The sequence below is a fragment of the Micromonospora sp. WMMA1923 genome (assembly GCF_049179195.1).
GTDB classification, from domain to species: domain Bacteria; phylum Actinomycetota; class Actinomycetes; order Mycobacteriales; family Micromonosporaceae; genus Micromonospora; species Micromonospora yangpuensis.
In genome coordinates, this window is sequence record NZ_JBMHLZ010000001.1 from 2985898 (window position 1) to 3007713 (window position 21816).

Below are 21816 nucleotides of genomic sequence, written 5' to 3' on the forward strand. Positions count from 1 at the left end.
GTTGGTGGGAGAACAGACCCTGGCATTTGATGCAAGATCTCTCTGTCGACTACACATGCCGCTCAGGCCTGGAAAGAGGGCAAGTCGGGTGCGAGGTGGTTCGGTTCTCCGGCCAGTTCATTCCTGCCCCGCCAGGTCGGCGGGGGCTGGCAGCGATCGGCGGGGGTCGGGCTAACGTGGCGGCATGGGTAACCCGACGCGTTGGAGCACCGACACCGGTCCGGAACACTCCCGGTGGTACGTCGACCGGTTCCGGCAGCTGGCCGCCGAGGGTGCCGACCTGGCTGGCGAGGCACGCCTGGTGGACGCGCTGGTCGCGCCGGGCGCGCGGATCCTCGACGCCGGCTGTGGCACCGGCCGGGTGGGTGCCGCGCTGGCCGCCCGGGGCCACACCGTCGTCGGCGTGGACGCCGACCCGGTGCTGGTCGACGCCGCCCGCGCCGACCATCCCGGGCCCCGTTGGCTGGTCGCCGACCTGGCCGAGTTGGACCTTGCCGCAGCCGGCGAGCCGGAGCCGTTCGACGCCGCCGTGGTCGCCGGCAACGTGCTGACCTTCGTCGCCCCCGGCACCGAAGCCGCCGTGCTGACCCGGATCGCCGCCCACCTGCGCCCCGACGCGCCGGTGGTGGTCGGCTTCGGCACCGACCGGGGGTACCCGCTGACGGCCTTCGACGTCGACACGGTCACCGCCGGCCTGCGCCGGGAACATCGCTTCGCCACCTGGGACCTGCGTCCCTGGCACGACGACGCCGACTTCGCCGTCACCGTCCTGCGCCGCCCGACCCCCTGACCCTCCGGCCGACCACCTGACCGACCGCCGGGCCGACCGCCTGACCGAACGACGGGCCGAACGACGGGCCGACCGACGGGCCGAACGACGGGCCGACCGCCTGACCGACCGACGGGCCGAACGACGGGCCGACCGCCTGACCGACCGGCGGGACGAACGACGGACCGACCGGCCGACTGCCCGACGGACCGGCGGACCGACCGACCGGCGGTGTTCCTACCGGTCGGTCGAGGGTGCGGCGACCGCGCGGGCCGCCGCCGGTTCGAGCGGGCTGCCGGCGGGGACCAGGCTGACCAGGCCGGCGGGCAACCGGAGCGGGCGTACGCCGCGGTAACCGAGCATGCCGAGCACCTCGCCGTCGGCGAGCACGTACCGTCGGCCCAGGTCGGTGATGACGGAGACCGCGCCGCCGGTGGCACCCGGGGCGGCCGAGGACTCCACGACGGCACCACGCCCCGGCTCGACCACCACGTGGTCGGCGCGTACGCCGCGACGGTCGTCGGTCCGCGGTGCGGTGCCGAGATCCGGCACGGTGACCCCGTGCCGCAGGTCGCGTACGCCGCTGTCGTCGGCCACCCGGGCACAGAGCCCGCCGCCGTCGGGGCTGACCAGCCGGGGTGGTGCCGGCGGCGGGGCGGACGGACCGGTCGGGGTCAGGTCGGGCAGCTTCGGCAGGTCGGCGAAGCGCCCGAGGGTCATCGACTCCGGCTCGCCCTGACCGGTGCGGGCCAGCAGGAGGCTGGCCTGCAGTTCGGTGATCCCGGCCAGGCCGTCGGTGTCGACGACCGCGTACTGCCGGCCGCCGCCGGAGTTGCGGACCAGGTAGACGTCGCCGACCGTCGCCCCGGAGACCCGGGCGGAGGCCCGGCCCAGCTCGGGTAACGCGGGCGGGACCAGGTCGGCACCGGCCGGGATGCTGTTGAGTAGGGCCGGTGCGACCGGCACCGCGCGGGCCCGGGTGGCGGCCAGCGCGGCCAGTACCCGGTCGGGATCCCGGACCAGGTACCGCCGGTGCCGCCAGAGCAGGTGCAGGCTGCCGTCGGGATGGCGCAACAGCAGCCCGTCGTCGCCGAGCTGCCGCCCGTCCGGAGGGTCCACCCCGATCAGCAGTGCCGAGCGCGGCCCGGACCGGTCGTCGCCGGCCGGGTCGACCGAGCAGACCGTCCAGGCGGCGGTGGAAAGCCGGTCGGGAGCGGGCAGCGAGTCCGGCGCGTCGGCGATGCCCAGCGGCAGCCCGCGGGTCACCCCGTCGATCGACCGGCGGGCGACCAGAATCGTCCTGGGCTGCTCCGCGCCGATGATCAGCAGTGCGGAGGCGTAGTTGAGCACCGGGTGGAGCTTCTGCTCGCGGTAGACGAACCGCGCCCCGGACTCCTTCTCCACGATCACCGCGCCCTCGTCCCGCCACTTCGTGCTGCCACCGGCGAAGAGCCCGTACAGCGCGAAGCCGCCCAGCCCGATCGCCGCGACCAGGACGCTGGCCAGGGCCGCGCCGGCCAGCCGCCGAAACGGCGACTGGGCTGGGTCGGTGTCCCGCATGACCAGGGCCGCGACCGCCCGCTGGATGGTGAACTGGTACGAGTGGAGCTGGTCCTGCCGCGACGGCATCGGATCCCTTCCGGCGAGTCGGTCGGGGCACAGGATAAGCGCTGCGTCGATATCCCACCGACCCTGCGTGCACCCGCTCCGGCGGGTCGGTACAGTCCCGGGCACGGGCTGGACGAGCGGGGGACGACGTGGGCGTACGGTTTCAGGAACTGGCCTGGCGGCAGACCCCGATCGGCGAGATCAGCCTGCGCCGCCGTCGGGACCCGGCGCTGGACACCGAGGTGTACGAGGTCAAGCTCGACGACGAGTACCTGATGTCCAGCCTCTTCCCGGTCGCCGAGATCGAGCTGGCCCGACTGGGGCTGGCCGAGCTGACCGGCGACGACCTCAACGTGGTGGTGGGCGGGTTGGGCCTCGGCTACACCGCCCGCACCGCGTTGGCCGATCCCCGGGTCGGCTCGCTGGTGGTGGTGGAGGCGATCGAGGACGTCATCGACTGGCACCGGCAGGGGTTGCTCCCCTTCGCCGCCGGGCTGGCCGACGACCGGCGTACCCGATTCGTGCGGGCGGACTTCTTCGCCGCCGCGGAGGCCGAGGCCGGTTTCGATCCGGACGAGCCGGGCCGGCGCTTCGACGCGGTGCTGCTGGACGTCGATCACTCCCCCCGCAACGTGCTGCACCCGGACCACGCCCGCTGCTACACCCCGGCGGGGCTGCGGCGGCTCGCCGCCCACCTGCGCGACGAGGGGGTCTTCGCCCTCTGGTCCGACGACCCGCCGGACGAGGAGTTCGGCGCGGCCCTGGCCGAGGTGTTCGCGACCTGGCAGGCACACGTCGTCAGCTTTCCCAACCCGCTCACCGGCGGCGAGTCGGCCAACACGGTCTACGTGGCCCGGCGCTGAGCCAGGGCCGCAGGCCCCGCCCGGCGCTGAAACCCCCCACCCCGGATTTTTCCGCAGCTACCAGGCATGACGGGCCGCGAGGCGGGAACCATGATCGGAAGCCGCCGGTCGGTACGCGGCGCGACTACGACCCCGGGAGGGGACCATGCGGGCCATGCTGTTGATCATCGGTGTCGTCGCCGTGGCGTTCATCGTGCTCGGGGTGCTCCTCGAAGCCGCCCGCTGGCTGGTCATCATCGGCGCGATCGCGTTCCTGGTGATGATCGTGCTGGCCTTCGTCAAGGGCCGCCAGGCAACCCGCCGCTGACCGGCGGGCCGCCCGCCGCGCCGTTGCGCCGCTGACCAGCGGGCCGATGCGGGCCGCCGGCCGGGGGCGCCCGCCGGGGCCGCCCGCCGGGGCCGCCCGCCGCGCCGCTGACCACCTGGCCGGCCGGCCCGCCGCCGGGTGGTCAGGCGGGCAGTGCCGTCGCCGGGCGGCTCTGGCCGCTGACCCGGGGCCGGCGGTTGGGCAGGGAGAGCCGGATGACCTTCCACCAGGCGGAGGCGACCTGCTTGGGCAGCGGCCCGGTGGTGTAGGTCAGGCCGTACCTGTCGAACAGGGCGCGCACCTCGGGGGCGATCTCCTGGTAGCGCTTGCTCGGCAGGTCGGGAAAGAGGTGGTGCTCGATCTGGAACGACAGGTTCCCGGTCATCAGGTGCATCAGCCGGCTGCCGCTGATGTTTGCCGAGCCGAGCATCTGCCGCAGGTACCACTCGCCCCGGGTCTCGCCCTCGATCGAGGTCTTCTCGAAGGTCTGCACCCCGCTCGGGAAGTGGCCACTGAGGTTCCCCCGATAGCGTGGAGGCCGGACCTAAGGGGATAGATGGTCATGGCTGAGACGAGGAGACGGTTCGACCGGGAGTTCCGTGAGGGCGCGGTGCGGATCGTGCGGGAGACGGGTAAGCCGATCGCGCAGGTCGCTCGGGATTTGGGGATCAACAGCGGCACTCTGGCGAACTGGGTGGCGCAGGATCGGCGGGATCGGGGTGAGGCCGCCGCCGGCGGGCTCGGTGAGGACGAACGTGCCGAGTTGGCCAGGCTGCGTAAGGAGAACGCCGAGCTGGCGATGGAGCGTGATGTCCTCAAGCGATCCGTGGTCCTGTGGGTCAAGGAGGCGACGAAGTGACCGTGGCCGGGTTCGTCGCCGCCCAGAGGACCGAGCACGCCGTGCCGCACCGGCCTTGACAAGTTCCGCCAGGCGCACGCGGTCGGTTGATTCCGTGAACCGACGGCGGTGCGACACGTCAACGTGATGGCGATAGAACCCCACTGTCAAGGAAGGGCACGACGTGGACACCGAACGGCGACGTACCAACTGGACCGACGAGCACTACGCCCAGGCCCTCAACACCCGCGAACCTGGCGACCTCCCCAAGCAAAGGGACACCGACCGGATCACCATCAACGGCCACGACGCCGACGTCCCCACCGGCAGACTCCTGAACGCCCTCCGGGCCGTTGGCCGGAGTGACAGGGGCACCGAGCAGGTGCTCCTCGACGCCCTCGCCCGACACGGACTCACCCCCATCCCACACCCCACCAAACCCGACCACTGGCGGCTGCCCCCCACCGGCGACCTGGTCATGTGGACCGACCGCATCTACGCCCAAGCCCTCGACACCCGCGAACCCGGCAACCTACCCAAGCGAGAGGAGACCGACCGCGTCACGATCAACGGCCACGACGCCGACGTCCCCACCGGCAGACTCCTGAACAAACTCCGGGCCGTTGGCCGGAGTGACAGGGGCACCGAGCAGGTGCTCCTCGACGCCCTCGCCCGACACGGACTCACCCCCATCCCACACCCCACCAAACCCGACCACTGGCGGCTGCCCCCCACCGGCGACCTGGTCATGTGGACCGACCGCATCTACGCCCAAGCCCTCGACACCCGCGAACCCGGCAACCTCCCCAAGTCCAGAGACACCGACCGGATCACCATCAACGGCCACGACGCCGACATCCCCACCGGCGCCCTCCTGAACAACCTCCGAAGCAAAGGCCGGAGTACCGCGGGCACCGAGCAGGTGCTCCTCGATGCCCTCGCCCGACACGGACTCACCCCCATTTCGCACCCCACAAAACCCGGCCACTGGCGACTACCACCCACCGGCGACAAGGTCATGCGGACCGACCGCATCTACGCCCAAGCCCTCAACACCCGCGAACCCGGCAACCTCCCCAAGTCCAGAGACACCGACCGGATCACCATCAACGGCCACGAGACCGACGTCCCCACCGGCAGACTCCTGAACAACCTCCAGAACGGTGGCCGGAGTGACGGGGGCACCGAACAGGTACTCCTCGACGCCCTCGCCCGCCACGGACTCACCCCCACCCCACACCCCGACAAGCCCGGCCACTGGCGGCTGCCACCCCCGGTCAGCAGCATCGCCGCCCTCACCAGCCCACACACCACCAACCCCAACCGGCCTGCCACCGAGACGACCCGACCCACCACCGACCCCACCACACCACCAACCAAACGCCCCAAACGCTGACGACACAATCACCACCCCAACCCGTCCGACCAGCTCCAACAGAAAAGAACACAACATGGACACCCAACCCCGACGCACCACCTGGACCGACAAGCACTACGCCCAAGCCCTCAACACCCGCACACCCGGCAACCTCCCCAAGTCCAGAGACACCGACCGCGTCACCATCAACGGCCACGACACCGACATCCCCACCGGCAAACTCCTGCACCACCTCCGAACCGCTGGCCGGATCACCGGGGGCACCGAGCAGGTACTCCTCGACGCCCTGACCCGCCACGGACTCACCCCCATCCCCCACCCCGAGAAACCCGACCACTGGCGACTACCACCCACCGGCAACCGGATCACGTGGACCGACCGCATCTACGCCCAAGCCCTCAACACCCGCCCACCCGGCAACCTCCCCAAGTCCAGAGACACCGACCGCGTCACCATCAACGACCACGACACCGACATCCCCACCGGCAAACTCCTGAACACCCTCCGAACCGCTGGCCGGCGTGACGGGGGCACCGAACAGGTACTCCTCGATGCCCTCGCCCGACACGGACTCACCCCCATTTCGCACCCCACGAAACCCGGCCACTGGCGACTGCCCCCCACCGGCGACAAGGTCATGTGGACCGACCGCATCTACGCCCAAGCCCTCAACACCCGCCCACCCGGCAACCTCCCCAAGTCCAGAGACACCGACCGCGTCACCATCAACGGCCACGACACCGACATCCCCACCGGCAGACTCCTGAGCAACCTCCGGACCCATGGTCGGAGTACCAGGGGCACCGAACAGGTACTCCTCGACGCCCTGACCCGCCACGGACTCACCCCCATCCCCCACCCCACCAAACCCGACCACTGGCGGCTACCACCTGCCGTCAGCAGCATCGCCGCCCTCACCAGCCCACACACCACCAACCCCAACCGGCCTGCCACCGAGACGACCCGACCCACCACCGACCCCACCACACCACCAACCAAACGCCCCAAACGCTGACGACACAATCACCATGGTGTACGAGGTCAAGCTCGGCGACGAGTACCTGGCGGCCCACGTGGTGACCTTCGCCAACCCCCTGACCGGTGGGGAGTCCGCCAACACCGTCTACCTGGCCCGCCCCTGAGCCTCCCTGCGCTGCCCTCGGCCCGGGCACGCCGGACCCACCGCTGACCGTCTCGGCGGGCATGACCGGGCGGGTACATGCGGGCCATGCTGCTGGTCATCGGCGTCGTCGCGGTGGCGCTCGTGCTGCTCGGACTGCTTCTGGAGGCGGCCCGGTGGCCCATCGTCATCGGGGCGATCGCCTTCGTGGTCCTCTTCGTGCTGGCCTTCGTGCGGGGCCGCCAGAGCACCCGACCGTCACACCGTCGCTGAGCGGACCGGTTGTCCGGGGTCGGCCCGCCGTCGAGTCGTACCCGGGAAAAGACCGGGCCCCGGCGGGTGACGCCGGGGCCGGGCGGGGTCGGCCGTGGGGCGGTGGCCCCCCGGCCGGGGTTACCGGCCCAGGTCGGGCCGGGGTCTCGTACCGGTGCGGAAGCGACCGGTCAGGCGGCCGTGAGGGCCGGGGTGGGTGCCTCCGCGCCGACCTCGGTGGTGGCCCTCGGGGGCGCGGTGGGGGTGGCCGGGCGACGGTTGGGCAGGGAGAGCCGGATGACCTTCCACCAGGCGGAGGCGACCTGCTTGGGCAGTGGCCCGGTGGTGTAGGTCAGGCCGTACCTGTCGAACAGGGCGCGCACCTCGGGGGCGATCTCCTGGTAGCGCTTGCTCGGCAGGTCGGGAAAGAGGTGGTGCTCGATCTGGAACGACAGGTTCCCGGTCATCAGGTGCATCAGCCGGCTGCCGCTGATGTTTGCCGAGCCGAGCATCTGCCGCAGGTACCACTCGCCCCGGGTCTCGCCCTCGATCGAGGTCTTCTCGAAGGTCTGCACCCCGCTCGGGAAGTGGCCACACATGATCACCGAGTGGCTCCACAGGTTGCGGATCAGGTTGGCGGTGAAGGTGGCGGCGAGGGTGGTCAGGAAGGACGGGCCGGACAGCAGCGGGTGGATGACGTAGTCCTTGAGCACCTGCCGGCGGATCTTGCGGCCGACGGCGCGTACCCGGGCCCGGAACTCGGGGGCCTTGTGCCGGCCCTTGCGCAGGTTGCGCCCCAGCTCCAGGTCGTACGCCGCGATGCCGTACTCGAAGAAGCAGGCGTTGAGGAAGTTCCACAGCGGCTGGCCGAGGTGCAGCGGGTACCACTTCTGGTCCTCGTCGACGCGCATGATGCCGTACCCGAGGTCGTTGTCCTTGCCGAGCACGTTGGTGTAGGTGTGGTGCAGCTCGTTGTGCGAGTGCTTCCACTGGTCGGCCGGGGAGACGTGGTCCCACTCCCAGGTGGTCGAGTGGATCTTCGGGTCGCGCATGAAGTCGTACTGGCCGTGCAGGATGTTGTGGCCGATCTCCATGTTCTCCAGGATCTTCGCCACCGCCAGGCCGGCGGTGCCGACCAGCCAGGCCGGCGGGAAGAGCGAGAAGAGCAGGACCGCCCGGCTGCCCAGCTCCAGCTTGCGCTGGGTGGCGATGACCTTGCGGATGTACGCCGCGTCGGCCTCGCCCCGCTCGGCGATGACGCGGTCGCGGATGGCGTCGAGTTCCTTACCGAGGACCTCGATGTCCGCCGCGCTGAGGTGGGCGATCGGGTTCTGGGACTTGTTCTGGATCGCGGTCACGTCCGCCAACTCCTGTCACAGGTCGATGTCGCAGGCGCCGGCCGCAGCCGACACACAGGTCTGGATGAGTACGCCGTCGCCGGGCACCGCCGTGGTGACGGTGCCGTTGCGCAGGTCCCGGACCGCGCCCTGCCGCAGCGGCAGCACGCAGCCGTAGCAGATGCCCATCCGGCAGCCGGAGGGCATCAGCACGCCGGCGGACTCCCCGGCGTCGAGGATCGGGGTGGCGCCGTCGGCCCGCAGGGTCACCGCCGCCCGGGTGAAGGTGACCTCGCCGCCGGCACCGGGGGTGACGACGGTGGGTCGGAAGCGTTCGGTGTGCAGCCGCTCGGCGCGCTGCCGGGCCGTCCAGTGCGCCTCGACGGCGTCCAGCAGGCCGACCGGGCCACACGCCCAGGTCTGCCGGTCCAGGTGGTCTCCGACCAGCTCGTCGAGCTGGTCGACGGTCAGCGGACCGGCGGTGTCGGTGTGCCGTTCGTGCAGCCGGATGGCTCCCCGCGCGGCGAGGTCCCGCAGCTCGGCGGCGAAGATCACGTCGTCGGGGTTGGGTGCGGAGTGGATCAGCACCACGTCGGCGGCCCGGTGGACCCCGGCACGCAGCATCGCCATCACCGGGGTGATGCCGCTGCCCGCGGTGACGAAGAGGACCCGCTCCGGGACGGGCCGGGGCAGCACGAAGTCACCCTGGGCCTGGTCGAGCTGGACGATCGTGCCCGGCTGGATCCGGCGTACCAGGTGGTTGCTGACCACGCCGTCGGGAATGGCCTTGACGGTGACCGAGATGGGCGCGCCCGGCCGTCCGGGCACCGAGGTGACCGAGTACGCCCGCCACTGGCGCACCCCGTCGACGTCGACACCGAGGCGGACGTACTGGCCGGGGGTGTGGCCCCGCCAGCCCCGGCCGGGCTGGATGGTCAGGGTGGCGGCGTCGCGGGTCTGGGGTTGCACGGCGAGGATCCGGCCGCGCAGCGCCGCGCCGGAGCGCAGCGGGTCGATCAGGTCGAGGTAGTCCTCCGGCAGCAGCGGCGTCGTCACCGTCTCGGCGAGCCGCATCAGCCGGTCCCGCAGCGAGGCCTTCCGGGGCGGGCGCGTCGCGATCGAGGTCATATCCCCAGAGTGACTACCCCGGCGGATAAAATCTTGACCTGACGGTGTGAATGAGTCCTGCGTTATTGTTCACTGGGAACAAAGCAGGGAGGCTCCCCCATGTCAGACGACTTCCCGGCCGGCCCGCTGCCCGCCCGGTTCGGCCTCGACGAACAGGCCAGCCGGGCCCTGCGTGACCAACTGCCCGCGCTCGCCGAACGCACGGTCACCCGGATCACCGCCGAGGTGCCGAGCTACTCGGGCACCCTCACCGGGCAGATGCGGGAGAAGATCGAGAACGCGGTGCAGATCGCCCTCGGCACCTTCCTCAACCTGATGGAACGGTCCCAGGGTATCGACCCGAGCACCCCGCTGACCCACGCCCTGGCAGCGGCGTACGCGCTGGGCAGTGGGGAGGCCCGCGCCGGTCGGAGCATGGACGCGCTGCTGGCGGCGTACCGGGTGGGCGCCCGGGTGGCCTGGCGGGAGATGTCCACCACCACCGTGCGGGGCGGGCTGCCCGCCGCCACCGTCGCCGAGTTCGCCGAGCTGATGTTCGCCTACATCGACGAGCTCTCCGCCGCCAGCGTGGCCGGGCACGCCGACGAGCTGGCCAGTGCCGGCCAGGCCCGCCGGCGCAACCTGGAACGCCTGACCCACCTGCTGCTGGCCGGCGAGGCCGAGGAGGCCCTGCGCGGCCGGGCCGACCGGGCCGACTGGCCGGTGCCACAGACCCTGACCGCGGTGCTGCTGCCCCGCAGCACCGTCCGGGGCGCCCTGGCCCGGCTGGACCCGCACACCCTGGACAGCGCCGAGGACCTGCCGGGCGTGGAGGCCACCGAGGAGCTGTCCGTGCTGCTCGTGCCGGACATGCACGCCGCCCGCCGGGCGCACCTGCTGCGGACCCTGCACGGCCTGCGGGCGGTGGTCGGCCCGGCCCGGCCCTGGCACCGGGCCGCCTTCTCCTACCGGCGGGCGCTGCGGGCGCGCCAGGTCGGCCTCGGCGAGGGAGGCGACGATCCGGTCGACACCGAACGGCACCTCGCCGAGCTGCTCCTCGGCGCGGACCCGGAGAGCCTGGCCGACCTGCGCGCCCAGGCGTTGGCTCCGCTGTCGGACCTGCCGCCGGCCACCGCGCACCGGCTCGCCGAGACGTTACGTTCCTGGCTGCTGCACCAGGGCCGCCGCGACCAGGTGGCCGCCGACCTGTTCGTGCACCCGCAGACCGTGCGGTACCGGATGGGCCGGCTGCGGGAGCGCTACGCCGACCGCCTCGACGACCCGGCCGCCGTCCTGGACCTGACCGTGGCGTTGGCCTTCCTCCCGCCGCCGCCCGGCCCGGACCGGCCCGACCCCGCCCCGCAGGACTGACCGTCACCGCCGGTCCTGCCGGCTGCCCGTACCGGCCAGCCAGATGCCGGCCAGGATCGCCACCGCGGACACCCCGAGCCCGACGAGCCGGATCCCACCCAGCGACACGGTCTCCTGGAAGGCGGTCACCCCGACCACGACGCTGACCACCGGATCGGTGAGGGTCAGCGCGGTCAGCGGCGCGGCGAGCCGGCCGCTCTGGAAGGCGTTCTGGTTGAGCAGCAGACCGAGCAGGGCCACCAGCGCCAGGGCCGCGAACCGCCAGTCCAGCAGCACCGGCACCAGATCGCCCTGGTACCGGCCGACGACCGCCTTGGCCAGGGCGGCCGCCACGCTGTAGGCGATCCCGCAGGCCACCCCGAGCACCGCGCCCCGCACCGCCCCCCGCAGCCGGACCGAGAGCAGCACACAACCCGCCACGGCCACGCCGGCACCCACCCCGACCCAGACCCAACTCGACAGGGACGGGTCGGTGACGCCGGCCCGCGCGTCGGAGACCACCAGGAAGGCGGCCAGTCCGGTCGCGCCGACCCCGATGGCCATCGCGTCCCGGCGCAGCACCCGCCGCCGGTCGAGCACCGCCTCGATCAGGATCGCCATGAACAGCCCGCTGGCCAGCACGGGTTGGACCAGCACCAGGGGGCCGAAGCGCAGCGCGGTGGCGTGCAGGGCCGCCCCGGCGGTGTCCGGCAGCCAACCGGAGAGCCACAACCGGTTGCGGAACAGCCGTACCAGCAGTCGGGGGTCCAGCGCGGCGTGCGGGCGTTCCCGCTTCGCCGCCCGCTGGTGCACGGCGGCGGAGACCCCGTAGCAGAAGGCGGTGGCGAAGGAGAGCAGGACGGCGAGCAGCATGGGCGGCCGTCAGGCCCACCGCGGCAGCGGCCGGGGGGCGGCCACCGGCGTCGTCGGTGCCAGCCCCTCGACCACGGCGGCCACGTCCACCCCGGCCGGCGGGACGGCGGCGGGTTCACCCGCCCCGGTGAGCAGGTCGGTCAGGGCCGGCCCCAACCGCGCGGTGGAGTCGACGTACGTGGTCAACCCGCAGCGGGTGAGGATCTCGGCGTTGGCCCGGCCGTGCCCCGGCAGCGGCCGGTAGGTGACCGTGGGCAGGCCGGAGGCGAGGGACTCCTGGCAGGTCAGCCCGCCGGCGTTCTCCACGATCACGTCGACCGCGCGCATCAGGGCGGGCATGTCCGCCACCCAACCGAGGACGTGCCCGGGAAAGTCCCGCAGCCGGCGGCGCAGCCGCTCGTTGTGACCGCAGACCACCACCGGCTGGACCCCGTCGGTGGCGAGCACCTCGCGGGCGGTCCGGACCACGTCCCCGGCGCCCCAGGCGCCCGCCACGATCAGGGCCAGCCGGGCCCGCTGCGGCAACCCGAACCGGTCCCGGGCGGCGGCCCGACTCAACCCGGCCGCGTCGGTGAACCGCCGGGAGATCAGCGGCCCCACCACCCGGACCGCCCGCGCCCCGTTGGCGTCCGCGGTGTCCCGGGCCGCGTCGTGGACCACGCAGTACAGGTCGACCCCCGGGCTGATCCAGGAGGGATGGACCGCGAAGTCCGTCACGTACGCGACGACCGGGACGGTGATCCGCCGGTCCTCGCGCAACGGTCCGAGCAGCTGGTTGGCGAACGGGAAGGTGGTGACCACGGCCCGGGTGTCCGGGGGCAGGTGCGCAAGCATCCGCCGGTACGCCGGACGCAGCGCGGCCCGGATCAGCGCCAGCGCCACCGGCGACCGTCTGGTGACCGTGAACAACGCCTGGTAGCTCCAGGGCAGCCAGCGCAGCATGCCCCAATAGGTCTGGCGGACCAGCCGGTCCAGCGGGCCGGGCAGGGTGGCCAGGAAGTTCACCCGGTCGACGGTGAACCCCCGCGCCCGCAGCCGCCGCGCCAACTCCCCGGCGGCGGCGTCGTGACCGGCACCGATGTCGGCCGACACCACCACGATCCGGTGGCCGACGTGCTCGTTCCCACCGCGCCCCCTCACCCGGCGCGCTTACCCCGCCGGATGGAGAACAGTCACCGGTTGTTCCGGGTTGGCCCGCGCCAGCCGTCCGGATCGTCCCCGCGGGGGGTGCCGAGTCCGTGTTCGGCCAGCGGACCGAGGGTGATCCCCCGTCGCCCGGCCCAGCGCGCCAGCAGGGGCAGCGTGCCCAACGCGCCCTGCCAGGCCCGAGGCGACGAGGCGCAGTCGGAGTCGTGCAGCAGGACGGTGCCGCCGTCGGCCAGGGTCCGGGTGAGATTGCGCTGGATCCACTCCGGCTCGGCCCCGGACACCCAGTCCCGGCCCCACGCCGTCCACAGCACCGGGGTCAGCTCCAGCCGTCGGCAGGCCAGCACGGCGGCGGTGGTCAGCACCCCGTACGGCGGCCGGTACCAGCGGGGTGTCGTCCCGGTCGCCGCCGCGATCCGGTCCCGGGCCCGGCCGATGTCGGCGTACGTCACCCGGGGCGGGCACCGCAGCAGGTTGCGGTGCCGCCAGCCGTGCACGGCGACCTCGTGCCCGGCGGCCACGATCTCCCGCCCCAGCCCGGGGTCCCGGTCCACCATCACGCCGAGCAGGAAGAAGGTGGCCCGGACCCGGGTGTCGGCCAGGGTCCGCAGGAACCAGGGGGTGGAGTCGCGGTCCGGCCCGTCGTCGAGGGTCAACGCCACGTGCCCGGGTCGGCCGACCCCCGCGAGACCCGGCAGGAAGCGGCGACGCAGCGGCAGGATGGCGCTGAGCGCCGGCCCGGCGTGCACGGCGAGCGCCCCGGCGAGCGCGGCGGCGCCGAGCCCGGCCCGGTTCACCACGCTTCCGCCCGACTCCGCCGTCCGTCCCGCACGACCCGCCGATACCCGGCCCGACCGGGCACAAACCCGGCCGGCGGGCCACCGCGACGCCGGCGCCGGCTGGGACCGGCGGTCGGTCACCGGTCTTCGGTCACCGGTCGTCGGGCAGGCCGGGTCTGCTGCCGAAGGCGGCGGCGGCGTTGGCGGTGGCGGCCTGCCGGGCCAGTGGGTCGTCCCGGTCGCCGAGGAACGCCGCCGGGTCGTCGGTGCCCATCGGGAACGGCCAGTCGCTGCCGAGCAGCAACCGGTCCGTACCGAACACCTCGGCGACCACGGCGGTCATCGACGGCTGGTGGGTCAGGCAGTCGGTCCAGATCCGGCGCAGCGCCCGCGCCGGGGACAGCGACAGCGGACCGACGCCGGGCCGGTCGGTGGCCACCCCCCGGTCCCAGCGGCCCACCAGCGCCGGCACGGCCCCGCCGCCGTGCACCAGCACCAGCCGCATCCCCGGGTACCGGCCGACGACGTCACCGAAGACCAACTGCCCCACCGCGACGGCCGTCTCCACCGGATTGCCGAGCAGGTTGCCGAGATAGAACTCGTCCAGCCGACGATCCGGTGACGCCGACGGGTGCAGCAGCAGCCCCCGCCGGTCGGCGTCCAGCGCCGCGAAGAGCGGCCCGAACGTGGCACCGGCCAGCGACGGAATCCGCCCACCCGCCCCGGCGGTCACCCCCCACCAGCGGTCGTCGGCGCGGATCCGCTGGTACTCGGCCAGCGCCACGGCGGGCTCGTGCAGCGGCAGGAACGCCAGCGGGCGCAGCCGGGGCTGCCCGGCGGTCCGGGCCAGCAGTCCGTCGTTGACCGCCGCCGCCCACCGCGCACTGTCCGCCGGCCCGAGATGCTGACCGTGGTACGGCGGCGGAACGGTCACCACCGCGGCGTCCAGCCCGGCCGCGTCCAGGTACGCCAGCAGCGCCTGCGGCCGGTGCAGGGCGGCCGGCCCGACCGGGTGTCCGGCCACCACGTGCCGCCCGTCGTCGGCGGTGGTGACCAGGTCGTCGATGCCCGCGTCGACAAGCGACGGCGCGAGATGGGTGTGCACGTCCACCCCACGCTGAGCAGGCTCGTTCGCGACTGCGGTACTCGCAACACCGGCGAGTTCCTCGCGCTTCACAGCTGGACCACGCGGTTGTGGAGGGTGCCGAGCCTGTCCACCTCGGTGGTGACCACGTCGCCGGGGGCCAGGAAGACCTGCGGGTCGCGGGCGTTGCCGATGCCGGCGGGGGTGCCGGTCAGCAGCACGTCGCCGGGGCGCAGTGTCATACCCCAGCTCAGCTCGGCGATGAGCTGCGCGACCGAGAAGGCCATCTGCCCGGTTACCGCGTCCTGGCGTACCTCGTCGTTGACCAGGCAGCGGATCCGCAGCGCCGCCGGGTCGCCGATCTCGTCGGCGGTGGTGACCCACGGGCCCAGCGGCATGGTGTCGTCGATGCTCTTGCCCTTGAGCCACTGGCCGCCGTGGGCGCGTTGCAGGTCCCGCTGGGAGACGTCGTTGGCCACCAGGTAGCCGAAGACGTGCTCCAGCGCCCGCTCCGCCGGGATCGACCGGCCCACCCGGCCGATCACCAGGGCCACCTCGGCCTCGTAGTCCCAGCGGTCAGAGACCCGCGCGTCGTAGCGGATGTCGTCGTACGGGCCGACGACGGTGTCCGGGCCCTTGGTGAAGAAGGTGGGGTGGCGGGGCCGCTCGGCCGGGTCCTGCCCCTCCCGACGTCCGGCGGACTCCTCGTAGTGGGCCCAGTAGTTCCAGCCGGTACAGAGGATGTCCCGGTTGAACCGGGTAAGCGGCGCGCCCAGCAGTGCCGGATCGAGCCGCCGCACGGGTGCCGTGGACTGGGCCGCCTGCGCCGCGGCGAGCGCCGGCGGGCCGCCCCGGACCAGGTCGTCGACGCTGCCCAGGTCGGCCGGGAGGACCACGACCTCCTGCTCGTCGGGGCGGACCGAGACGGTACGCCACTGACCGTCGAGGAGCATCCGCCCCAGCCTCACGCCGACTCCCCCGCGTCGAGCACCGCGATCGCGTTGATCTCGATCAGGTAGTCCGGGTGGACGAAGCGGGACACCTCCACCATGGTGGACGCCGGTGGCGGGCCGGTGAAGTACTGCCGGCGTACCCGGTGGATGGTGTCGAAGTGGCCGATGTCGCGGACGTAGACGTCGACCCGCGCGACGTCGTCGAGGGTGCCGCCGGCGGCCCGCACGGCGGCGTCCAGGTTCCGGCAGACCTGGTGGGTCTGCTCCTCGACGTCGCCGATGCCGGCGATGCCGCCGTCGGCGGTGCGGGCGGTCATCCCCGAGACGAAGACCAGCCGGCCGGGGCCGGCGACGGTGGCCTGGGCGAAGTGCCCGTTCGGCGGGGCCAGGTCGGGCGAGACAAGCAGTTCCTTCGGCATGGCGGTGTCCTCAGCGGGCGTCGTCGGTGCTGGTGTACCAGTCGGGTTGGGTCGGGTAGTGCGGGCCGTCGTAGACCTCCAGCAGCACCGACTCCTGCTCGGCCAGCGTCGGGCCGTGCACGCTGCCCTTGGGGTTCCAGTAGAACGAGCCGGGCACCAGGGTGATCCCGGTCGGCTGGTAGGTGTAGCGGCCGGCCAGGCAGTACATGAACTGGTTCGAGGCGTGCGCGTGCGCCGACGGGATGCCCGACCCGGCCTGGAACCGGACCAGGGCGATCGACGCGCCGGTCTCGTCGTCGCGCCAGAGCATCTTGTGCGACAGCCCGGCCAGCGTCTTGTCCACCCACGCCAGGTCACCGACGTTGACCATGATCTCCCGGAACCGGCGCAACGCCGGATCGCCGTCCACCGGGACGGCCGACCGGTCGGGCAACTCCCCCGAGTACGCCGCCGCGGCGGAGAGGTTGTCGACGGGCGGGATCTCAGCGGACATCAGTGAACTCCTTCGGGTGCCGGTGCCACGGTGCTCGGGGGTTGGTCGGGCAGGCCCAACTCCCCCGCCAGTTGGTGCAGTCGGTCCAGCAGCGCCCGGTCCAGGGGCGTCCCCCGGTACGCCGACTCGCGCAGCCGCCGCGCGGACCGCTCGCCGGGCAGGGTGACCCGGTCCACCCCGGGCGCGTACGGCGGCGCGGTCACCTGCCGGCCCAGGGCGGCCAGCCGGGCGGTGAACTCCGCCGGATCGCCGAAGGCCGCCGGATCCAACGCCAGGAAGAAGTGCGCACAGTCGTTGGGTACGGCGGTGTCGGCGTACAGGCCGCGCACCTGCTGGCCGAAGCCGCCCCCGGAGAGCACCCCGGTCAGCGCGTCGACCATCAGGGCCAGCCCGAAGCCCTTGTGCCCGGCGGCGGGCAGCAGCATGCCGGCGAGCGCCGCGGCGGGGTCGGTGGTGTCCCGGCCGAGGCTGTCGGTGGCCCAGCCGGTGGGGATCTGCCCGCCGGCGGACTCGGCCAGCCGGATCCGGCCCAACGCCACCTCGGACAGGGCGATGTCCAGCACCACCGGCTCACCGTCGACCCCGGCCGGCAGGCCGAGCGCGACCGGGTTGTTGCCGACCACCGGGTGCCCGCCACCGGGTGCCGGCATCAGCGGTCGGGTGTTCGACATGGCCACCCCGATCAGGCCGGCCTGGGCGGCCGCGCGGGCGTACCGGCCGGCGGCGCCGAAGTGGAAGGCCCGCCGTACGCTCACCGCCCCGATTCCGAACTCGCGTGCCTTGCCGACCGCCAGGGCCATGGCCTGGTCGGCGGTGAGCACGCCGAGGGCGTGGCCGGCGTCGAGGACGGCGATCGCGCCGAGGTCGACCACCGGCTCGGCCCGGGTGGCGGTGCTGACCGAGCCGCTGCGCAGCCGGTCGAGGTACATCGGGACCAGCATCACGCCGTGCGACGGCACCCCACGACGGTCGGCGTCGACAAGCGACTCGGCGACCGTGGCGGCGGCGGGACGGGGTAGGCCGGTGGCCGCGAGCAGCCCACCGACCAGGGTGGTCAGCCAGTCGCTGTCGACCCGTACCCGGCCGGTCGGCGCGGCCGGGTCGGCGCGCACCGCTGTCGGACTCCCGGACCCTCGTTGCATGGCGGCCGTTCCCCTGCCCCTGGTGCGGATCCCACCGGCCGCAGTGGATGGTCGGCGGCGCGGGTGGACCACGTCCGGTTCGGACGTTGGCCGAAGGGTAACCGCCCGACCGGTGTCCCCAGCAGGAAGGATGCAGATCCGTTCGCCCTGGCGGGCCGCCGTCAGCGCACCGTGACCGGGCTCTCGCGCAGCGGGGTCGGTCGGGCCCGACCACGGTCGGCCCCAGGCCGGGCGGTGACGGGTCCCCGGCGGCGGGCCGGACGGCGGCGGGTGCCCGCTCAGGCGGCGAGTCCGGCGGCGCCGAAGGAGACCGAGAAGCGCTTGCACCAGATGGAGACGCTGGTCAGCGCGGTCAGGTCGACGCTCGCGGGAATGTCGTAGGCCTGGGTGCCCCGGTTGCCCTTGAGTCGGCCCAGCTCCACCCACTCGCCGTCGTCGAAGACCCGCCAGCCGGCGACGCCGGGCAGCACCGGCTGGTCGGTCAGCCAGACCCGCAGATCCGGACCGTTGCTGGTGGCGAGGTCACGCAGGACGAGCTGACGGCGACCGTCGGGCAGCTCGACCACCTGGGCGACGCCACTGGTGTCGTGCTCGTGGGTGACGAACTCCCCGGCGGCCAGCAACCGGTTGCCCGTCCGGCTCGGCGAGGGCTCGACGGGGGTGGGCACGGCGGTCGGGGACGCGGCGGTCGCCGGTTCGGCGGGACCGGACGGCAGGGACGCGGGCGGGCCGTCGACCACCGGGACCGCCTCGTCGACCACCGTCTCGGTGACCAGTTTCCACGGTTGGAACCAGTAGAGCCCGAAGACCGCGCCGAGCACGACGGCGAGGGTGACGGTCCAGATCAACGGCTTGCTGCGCGGCGATTTCGACACGCCGGTCAGCGTACGGCCCCTTGGTGCCGTCCCTTGCGGACGTTCACCGTCGGTGCCCCCTGCGGGTACGGTCCGGCACCGGAGTCAGGCGGCCCGGCCGTGCCGCCAGTAGCCCATGAAGGCCACCGCGCTGCGGTCCATCCCGCAGTCGACCACCAGGTGCCGACGCAGGGTACGGATCACGCCGGCCTCCCCGGCCAGCCACGCGTACAGCGGCACCGCCGTCGGCGGGGTCGGGCACTCCCAGAGGATCTCGGTGTCCACGTCCACCTCGGCGATCAGCGACGCACCGACGGGCTGCCGGTCGGCCAGCAACCGGCCGGCGGCCTCCCGGACCGCCGGGACCAGGCGGCTGCCGTGCTCGGCGTCGCCCCGGGCCAGCCAGGTGATCTCGACCCCCGGTGGCGTCAGCAGCGGCAGGGCGTCGGTCGACTCGGGCACCTCCAGCAGCACCCGGCCCCGGGCGTCCAGCGGCAGCCGTTCCAGGATGGCGCTGATCGCCGGCACCGCCGTCTCGTCCCCGGCCAGCAGCAGCTCTCCGCTGGTCGGGGGCCGGAACTCGATGCCGCCGTGGTCGCCGTCGTAGCCGGCGTCCGGGCCGACGATGGCGACCTCGTCGCCCGGGCGTACCCGACGGGCCCAGCGGGTGGCCGGGCCGCCGTCGCCGTGCAGGACCAGGTCGACGTCGAGCTCACCGAGTTGCGCCCGGACCGCGCGCGCGGTGTACGTGCGGATCGGGTTGCGGCGGTGCTCGGGCAGGGCCCGCCACTGCGCGTACCAGTCGGGGCCCTGCGGCAGGTACACCCCACGCTGTCCGGGCAGCGGCAGGGCCAGCTTGATCCGCTGGTCGTAGCCGTTGTCGGCGAAGCGGTCCAGGTCGGCACCGGTGAAGGTGACCCGGACGAAGGAGGGGCTGAGCCGACGCACCGCGCGAACTTCCACGGTGAACAGGCGCCACGGCGTGATGGGCAGGGTCTGGGTCATGGGTTCTTCCTGTGCGGGATCCGGCGCACGGGCGCGCGCCTATCGGGGACCGGTCGCCACGGCGCGTGAACGCCACAGCAACCAGACGAAGTAGGGGGTGCCGATCATGGCGGTGACCAGGCCGGCGGGGATCTGGGCGGGGGCGATGACGGTCCGGCCGACGGTGTCGGCGAGGCTGACCAGGACGGCACCGAGCAGGGCGGCGACCGGCAGTACCCGGGTGTGCCGGGCACCGACCAGGGCGCGGGCGGCGTGCGGCGCGACCAGGCCGACGAAACCGATCACCCCGACGGCGGAGACCGCGGTGGAGGTCAGCAGGGCCGCGGCGGCCAACGCGACCAGCCGGGTGCGTTCCAGCCGGACGCCCAGCACCCGTGGGGTGTCGTCGTCGAGGGCGAGCAGGTCCAGCTCCCGGCGGGCCGCCAGCACCGCCGGGGTGAGCACCACCAGGGCGATCGCCACCGGCAGCACCTGGCCGGCGGTACGGCCGTAGGTGGAGCCGGAGAGCCAGGTCAACGCCTTGCCGGTGTTGTACGGGTCGAACGCGACGATCAGGAAGGTGATCACCGCCATGCCGCCCTGCCAGGCGCCGAAGCCGATCAGCACGAGCCGGTCGGAGCTGAGGCCGCCCCGCCAGGCGGTGGCGTAGACCAGGGTGAACGCCAGCATCGCGCCGATGCCGGCGACCCCGGAGACGGCCCACACCCCGGCGGCCGGCAGGAAGGTCAGCAACGCCACCGCGCCCACTCCGGCGCCGGCGGTGATGCCGAGGATGCCGGGTTCGGCCAGCGGGTTGCGGCAGACCGCCTGCACGGTGGTGCCGGCGACCGCCAGGGCCACCCCGGCCAGGGCCGCCGCCGCGACGCGTGGCCAGCGCTGGTCCAGTACGAAGGTGTAGCCGGGCCCGGTGCGGCCCTGCACCCAGTTGACGATGTCACCGAGCAGTACCCAGGTGTCGCCGAGCAGCATCCCGACGGCCAGCGCCGTGACGACGAGCGCGACGCCGCAGCCCACCACCAGGCGGTGGAACCGGGCGGACCGCACGGCGGCGTGGCCACCGGGGGGACGGCGGGTCGGGCCGGCGTCGCGGTGCCGGCGGGCCAGCCAGATCAGGATGGCCGCGCCGAGCAGCGTGGTGACCACGCCGGTGGGGATGTCCACCCCGGCCTGCCCGCCCATCACCGCGCGCAGCAGCACGTCCGAGCCGAGCACGATGATGACGCCGGCGATGCCGGAGAGCGGCAGCAGGATGCGGTGCCGGTGCACCCCGGGGAAGACGGGGGCGAGCAGCCGGACGATCACCGGGGCGCAGAGGCCGACGAAACCCACCGGCCCGGTAAGGGTCACCGCGACGGCGGAGAGCAGCACGGCCAGCAGGGTCACCAGCAGTCGGGTACGCCGCACGTCCAGCCCGAGCACGGTGGCGGTGTCGTCGCCGAGGGCGAGGATGTCCAGGCGGTGCCCGAGCAACAGCAACGCGCCGACCGCGACGGCGATCACCGGGGCGAGCTGGGTCAGGGCGTGCAGGTCACTCTGCACGAGCGAGCCGTTGCCCCAGGCGAACAGGCCGATGGTGCCCTGTTCGAACAGGAGCAGCAGAAGCATGGTCAGGCTGTTGAGCGCCAACGCGATGGCCGAGCCGGCCAGGATGAGGCGGGTGGTGCTGGCCTGGCCGCCGGCGGCGAGCGCCATCACCAGGGCGGCGGCCACCAGCCCACCGCCGAGGGCGAGGCCACCGGCGGGCAGCACCGGCAGGGTGATGCCGAAGGCCGCCACGCCCACGATGGCCAGGTGCGCTCCGGCGTTCACCGCGAGGGTGTCCGGGGAGGCCAGCGGGTTGCGGGCGATGGACTGCAGGGCGGCACCGGCGAAGCCCAGGGCGATGCCGATGGCCAGTCCGGTGAGCAGCCGGGGCAGCCGGGAGGCGACCAGGACCCGGGCCGTCTCGTCGTCGCCGCCGGTGGCGAGCCGGAGCAGGTCCAGCGCGCCGACCGAGGATGTCCCCTGGGTGAGGTGGACCGCGGCGACCACGATCAGGACGGCGGTGGCCAGCACGAAGGCGGCCACGATCCGGGTGGCGGGGGGCCTGCCGACCGGGGCCGGCCGGGTGGCCGGCTCCGGTGCGGCGGGTTTGAGCAG

The 21816-nt window shown here is 73.4% G+C and carries 22 protein-coding genes and 1 pseudogene; 8 read left to right on the forward strand and 15 right to left on the reverse strand.

Annotation, left to right across the window (positions count from 1 at the left end):
- The first annotated feature begins 184 nt into the window (after positions 1–184).
- Complete coding sequence (locus ACN28G_RS13455; protein ID WP_421479256.1) at positions 185–790, forward strand: class I SAM-dependent methyltransferase; 606 nt, start codon at positions 185–187, stop codon at positions 788–790.
- Positions 791–1006: 216 nt separating this feature from the next.
- Here ACN28G_RS13455 and eccB read toward each other — a convergent pair whose 3' ends face one another.
- Positions 1007–2398 (reverse strand): type VII secretion protein EccB, encoded by a 1392-nt coding sequence (gene eccB, locus ACN28G_RS13460; RefSeq protein WP_421479257.1) that lies wholly within the window; start codon positions 2396–2398, stop codon positions 1007–1009.
- Between the two features lie 128 nt (positions 2399–2526).
- On the opposite strand from eccB, the gene ACN28G_RS13465 reads away from it, so the two are divergent.
- Both ACN28G_RS13465 and ACN28G_RS13470 read left to right on the forward strand, forming a co-directional pair.
- On the forward strand, positions 2527–3240 hold the full coding sequence (locus ACN28G_RS13465; RefSeq protein ID WP_091439498.1) for a spermidine synthase: 714 nt from the start codon (positions 2527–2529) through the stop codon (positions 3238–3240).
- 154 nt (positions 3241–3394) lie between these two features.
- Positions 3395–3547 (forward strand): hypothetical protein, encoded by a 153-nt coding sequence (locus ACN28G_RS13470; RefSeq protein WP_175440381.1) that lies wholly within the window; start codon positions 3395–3397, stop codon positions 3545–3547.
- 142 nt (positions 3548–3689) lie between these two features.
- Here the strand turns inward: ACN28G_RS13470 and ACN28G_RS13475 are convergent.
- Positions 3690–4064, reverse strand: a pseudogene (locus ACN28G_RS13475) (fatty acid desaturase family protein); the annotation flags it as partial.
- Between the two features lie 45 nt (positions 4065–4109).
- Here ACN28G_RS13475 and ACN28G_RS13480 point away from each other — a divergent pair.
- From ACN28G_RS13480 to ACN28G_RS13495, 4 genes are all read left to right on the forward strand, one after another.
- Positions 4110–4406, forward strand: a complete 297-nt coding sequence (locus ACN28G_RS13480) for a transposase (protein ID WP_091446604.1) — start codon at positions 4110–4112, stop codon at positions 4404–4406.
- A gap of 163 nt (positions 4407–4569) precedes the next feature.
- Positions 4570–5781: a hypothetical protein gene (locus ACN28G_RS13485; protein WP_421479258.1), complete on the forward strand. Its 1212-nt coding sequence runs from the start codon at positions 4570–4572 to the stop codon at positions 5779–5781.
- Between the two features lie 55 nt (positions 5782–5836).
- Positions 5837–6778, forward strand: a complete 942-nt coding sequence (locus ACN28G_RS13490) for a hypothetical protein (protein ID WP_421479259.1) — start codon at positions 5837–5839, stop codon at positions 6776–6778.
- Positions 6779–6991: 213 nt separating this feature from the next.
- Complete coding sequence (locus ACN28G_RS13495; RefSeq protein WP_421481002.1) at positions 6992–7156, forward strand: hypothetical protein; 165 nt, start codon at positions 6992–6994, stop codon at positions 7154–7156.
- 170 nt (positions 7157–7326) lie between these two features.
- Here the strand turns inward: ACN28G_RS13495 and ACN28G_RS13500 are convergent, their stop codons facing one another.
- Together ACN28G_RS13500 and ACN28G_RS13505 are read right to left on the reverse strand one after the other, a co-directional pair.
- Positions 7327–8493 (reverse strand): fatty acid desaturase family protein, encoded by a 1167-nt coding sequence (locus ACN28G_RS13500; RefSeq protein WP_229688573.1) that lies wholly within the window; start codon positions 8491–8493, stop codon positions 7327–7329.
- 15 nt (positions 8494–8508) lie between these two features.
- Positions 8509–9600: a ferredoxin reductase gene (locus ACN28G_RS13505; protein WP_421479260.1), complete on the reverse strand. Its 1092-nt coding sequence runs from the start codon at positions 9598–9600 to the stop codon at positions 8509–8511.
- Positions 9601–9699: 99 nt separating this feature from the next.
- Here ACN28G_RS13505 and ACN28G_RS13510 point away from each other — a divergent pair, with 99 nt between their 5' ends.
- Positions 9700–10950 carry a PucR family transcriptional regulator gene (locus ACN28G_RS13510; protein ID WP_091439505.1) on the forward strand — a complete coding sequence of 417 codons (1251 nt, stop codon included), beginning with the start codon at positions 9700–9702 and terminating at the stop codon, positions 10948–10950.
- 3 nt (positions 10951–10953) lie between these two features.
- On the opposite strand, the gene ACN28G_RS13515 is transcribed toward ACN28G_RS13510, so the two are convergent.
- From ACN28G_RS13515 to ACN28G_RS13565, 11 genes are all read right to left on the reverse strand, one after another.
- Positions 10954–11802, reverse strand: a complete 849-nt coding sequence (locus ACN28G_RS13515) for a DMT family transporter (RefSeq protein ID WP_421479261.1) — start codon at positions 11800–11802, stop codon at positions 10954–10956.
- A gap of 9 nt (positions 11803–11811) precedes the next feature.
- Positions 11812–12942, reverse strand: a complete 1131-nt coding sequence (locus tag ACN28G_RS13520; RefSeq protein ID WP_421479262.1) for an MGDG synthase family glycosyltransferase — start codon at positions 12940–12942, stop codon at positions 11812–11814.
- Between the two features lie 32 nt (positions 12943–12974).
- Entirely contained in the window at positions 12975–13745 is a 771-nt protein-coding gene (locus ACN28G_RS13525; RefSeq protein WP_421479263.1) for a polysaccharide deacetylase family protein, read from the reverse strand.
- Positions 13746–13878: 133 nt separating this feature from the next.
- Positions 13879–14832 (reverse strand): amidohydrolase family protein, encoded by a 954-nt coding sequence (locus ACN28G_RS13530; protein WP_421479264.1) that lies wholly within the window; start codon positions 14830–14832, stop codon positions 13879–13881.
- Positions 14833–14900: 68 nt separating this feature from the next.
- A complete protein-coding gene (locus ACN28G_RS13535; RefSeq protein WP_421479265.1) occupies positions 14901–15779 on the reverse strand; it encodes a fumarylacetoacetate hydrolase family protein in 879 nt (292 codons plus the stop codon).
- Entirely contained in the window at positions 15776–16183 is a 408-nt protein-coding gene (locus ACN28G_RS13540) for a RidA family protein (RefSeq protein ID WP_091439521.1), read from the reverse strand. Before ACN28G_RS13540 ends, ACN28G_RS13535 begins: the two co-directional genes overlap by 4 nt.
- A gap of 10 nt (positions 16184–16193) precedes the next feature.
- A complete protein-coding gene (locus ACN28G_RS13545; RefSeq protein ID WP_421479266.1) occupies positions 16194–16676 on the reverse strand; it encodes a cupin domain-containing protein in 483 nt (160 codons plus the stop codon).
- A complete protein-coding gene (locus ACN28G_RS13550) occupies positions 16676–17788 on the reverse strand; it encodes an Ldh family oxidoreductase (RefSeq protein ID WP_217628835.1) in 1113 nt (370 codons plus the stop codon). The genes ACN28G_RS13545 and ACN28G_RS13550 overlap by 1 nt, the downstream gene beginning before the upstream one ends.
- Positions 17789–18096: 308 nt before the next feature.
- Complete coding sequence (locus tag ACN28G_RS13555; RefSeq protein ID WP_421479267.1) at positions 18097–18693, reverse strand: DM13 domain-containing protein; 597 nt, start codon at positions 18691–18693, stop codon at positions 18097–18099.
- Positions 18694–18777: 84 nt separating this feature from the next.
- A complete protein-coding gene (locus ACN28G_RS13560; RefSeq protein ID WP_421479268.1) occupies positions 18778–19677 on the reverse strand; it encodes a siderophore-interacting protein in 900 nt (299 codons plus the stop codon).
- Positions 19678–19716: 39 nt separating this feature from the next.
- Positions 19717–21816: an iron ABC transporter permease gene (locus ACN28G_RS13565; protein ID WP_421480901.1), complete on the reverse strand. Its 2100-nt coding sequence runs from the start codon at positions 21814–21816 to the stop codon at positions 19717–19719.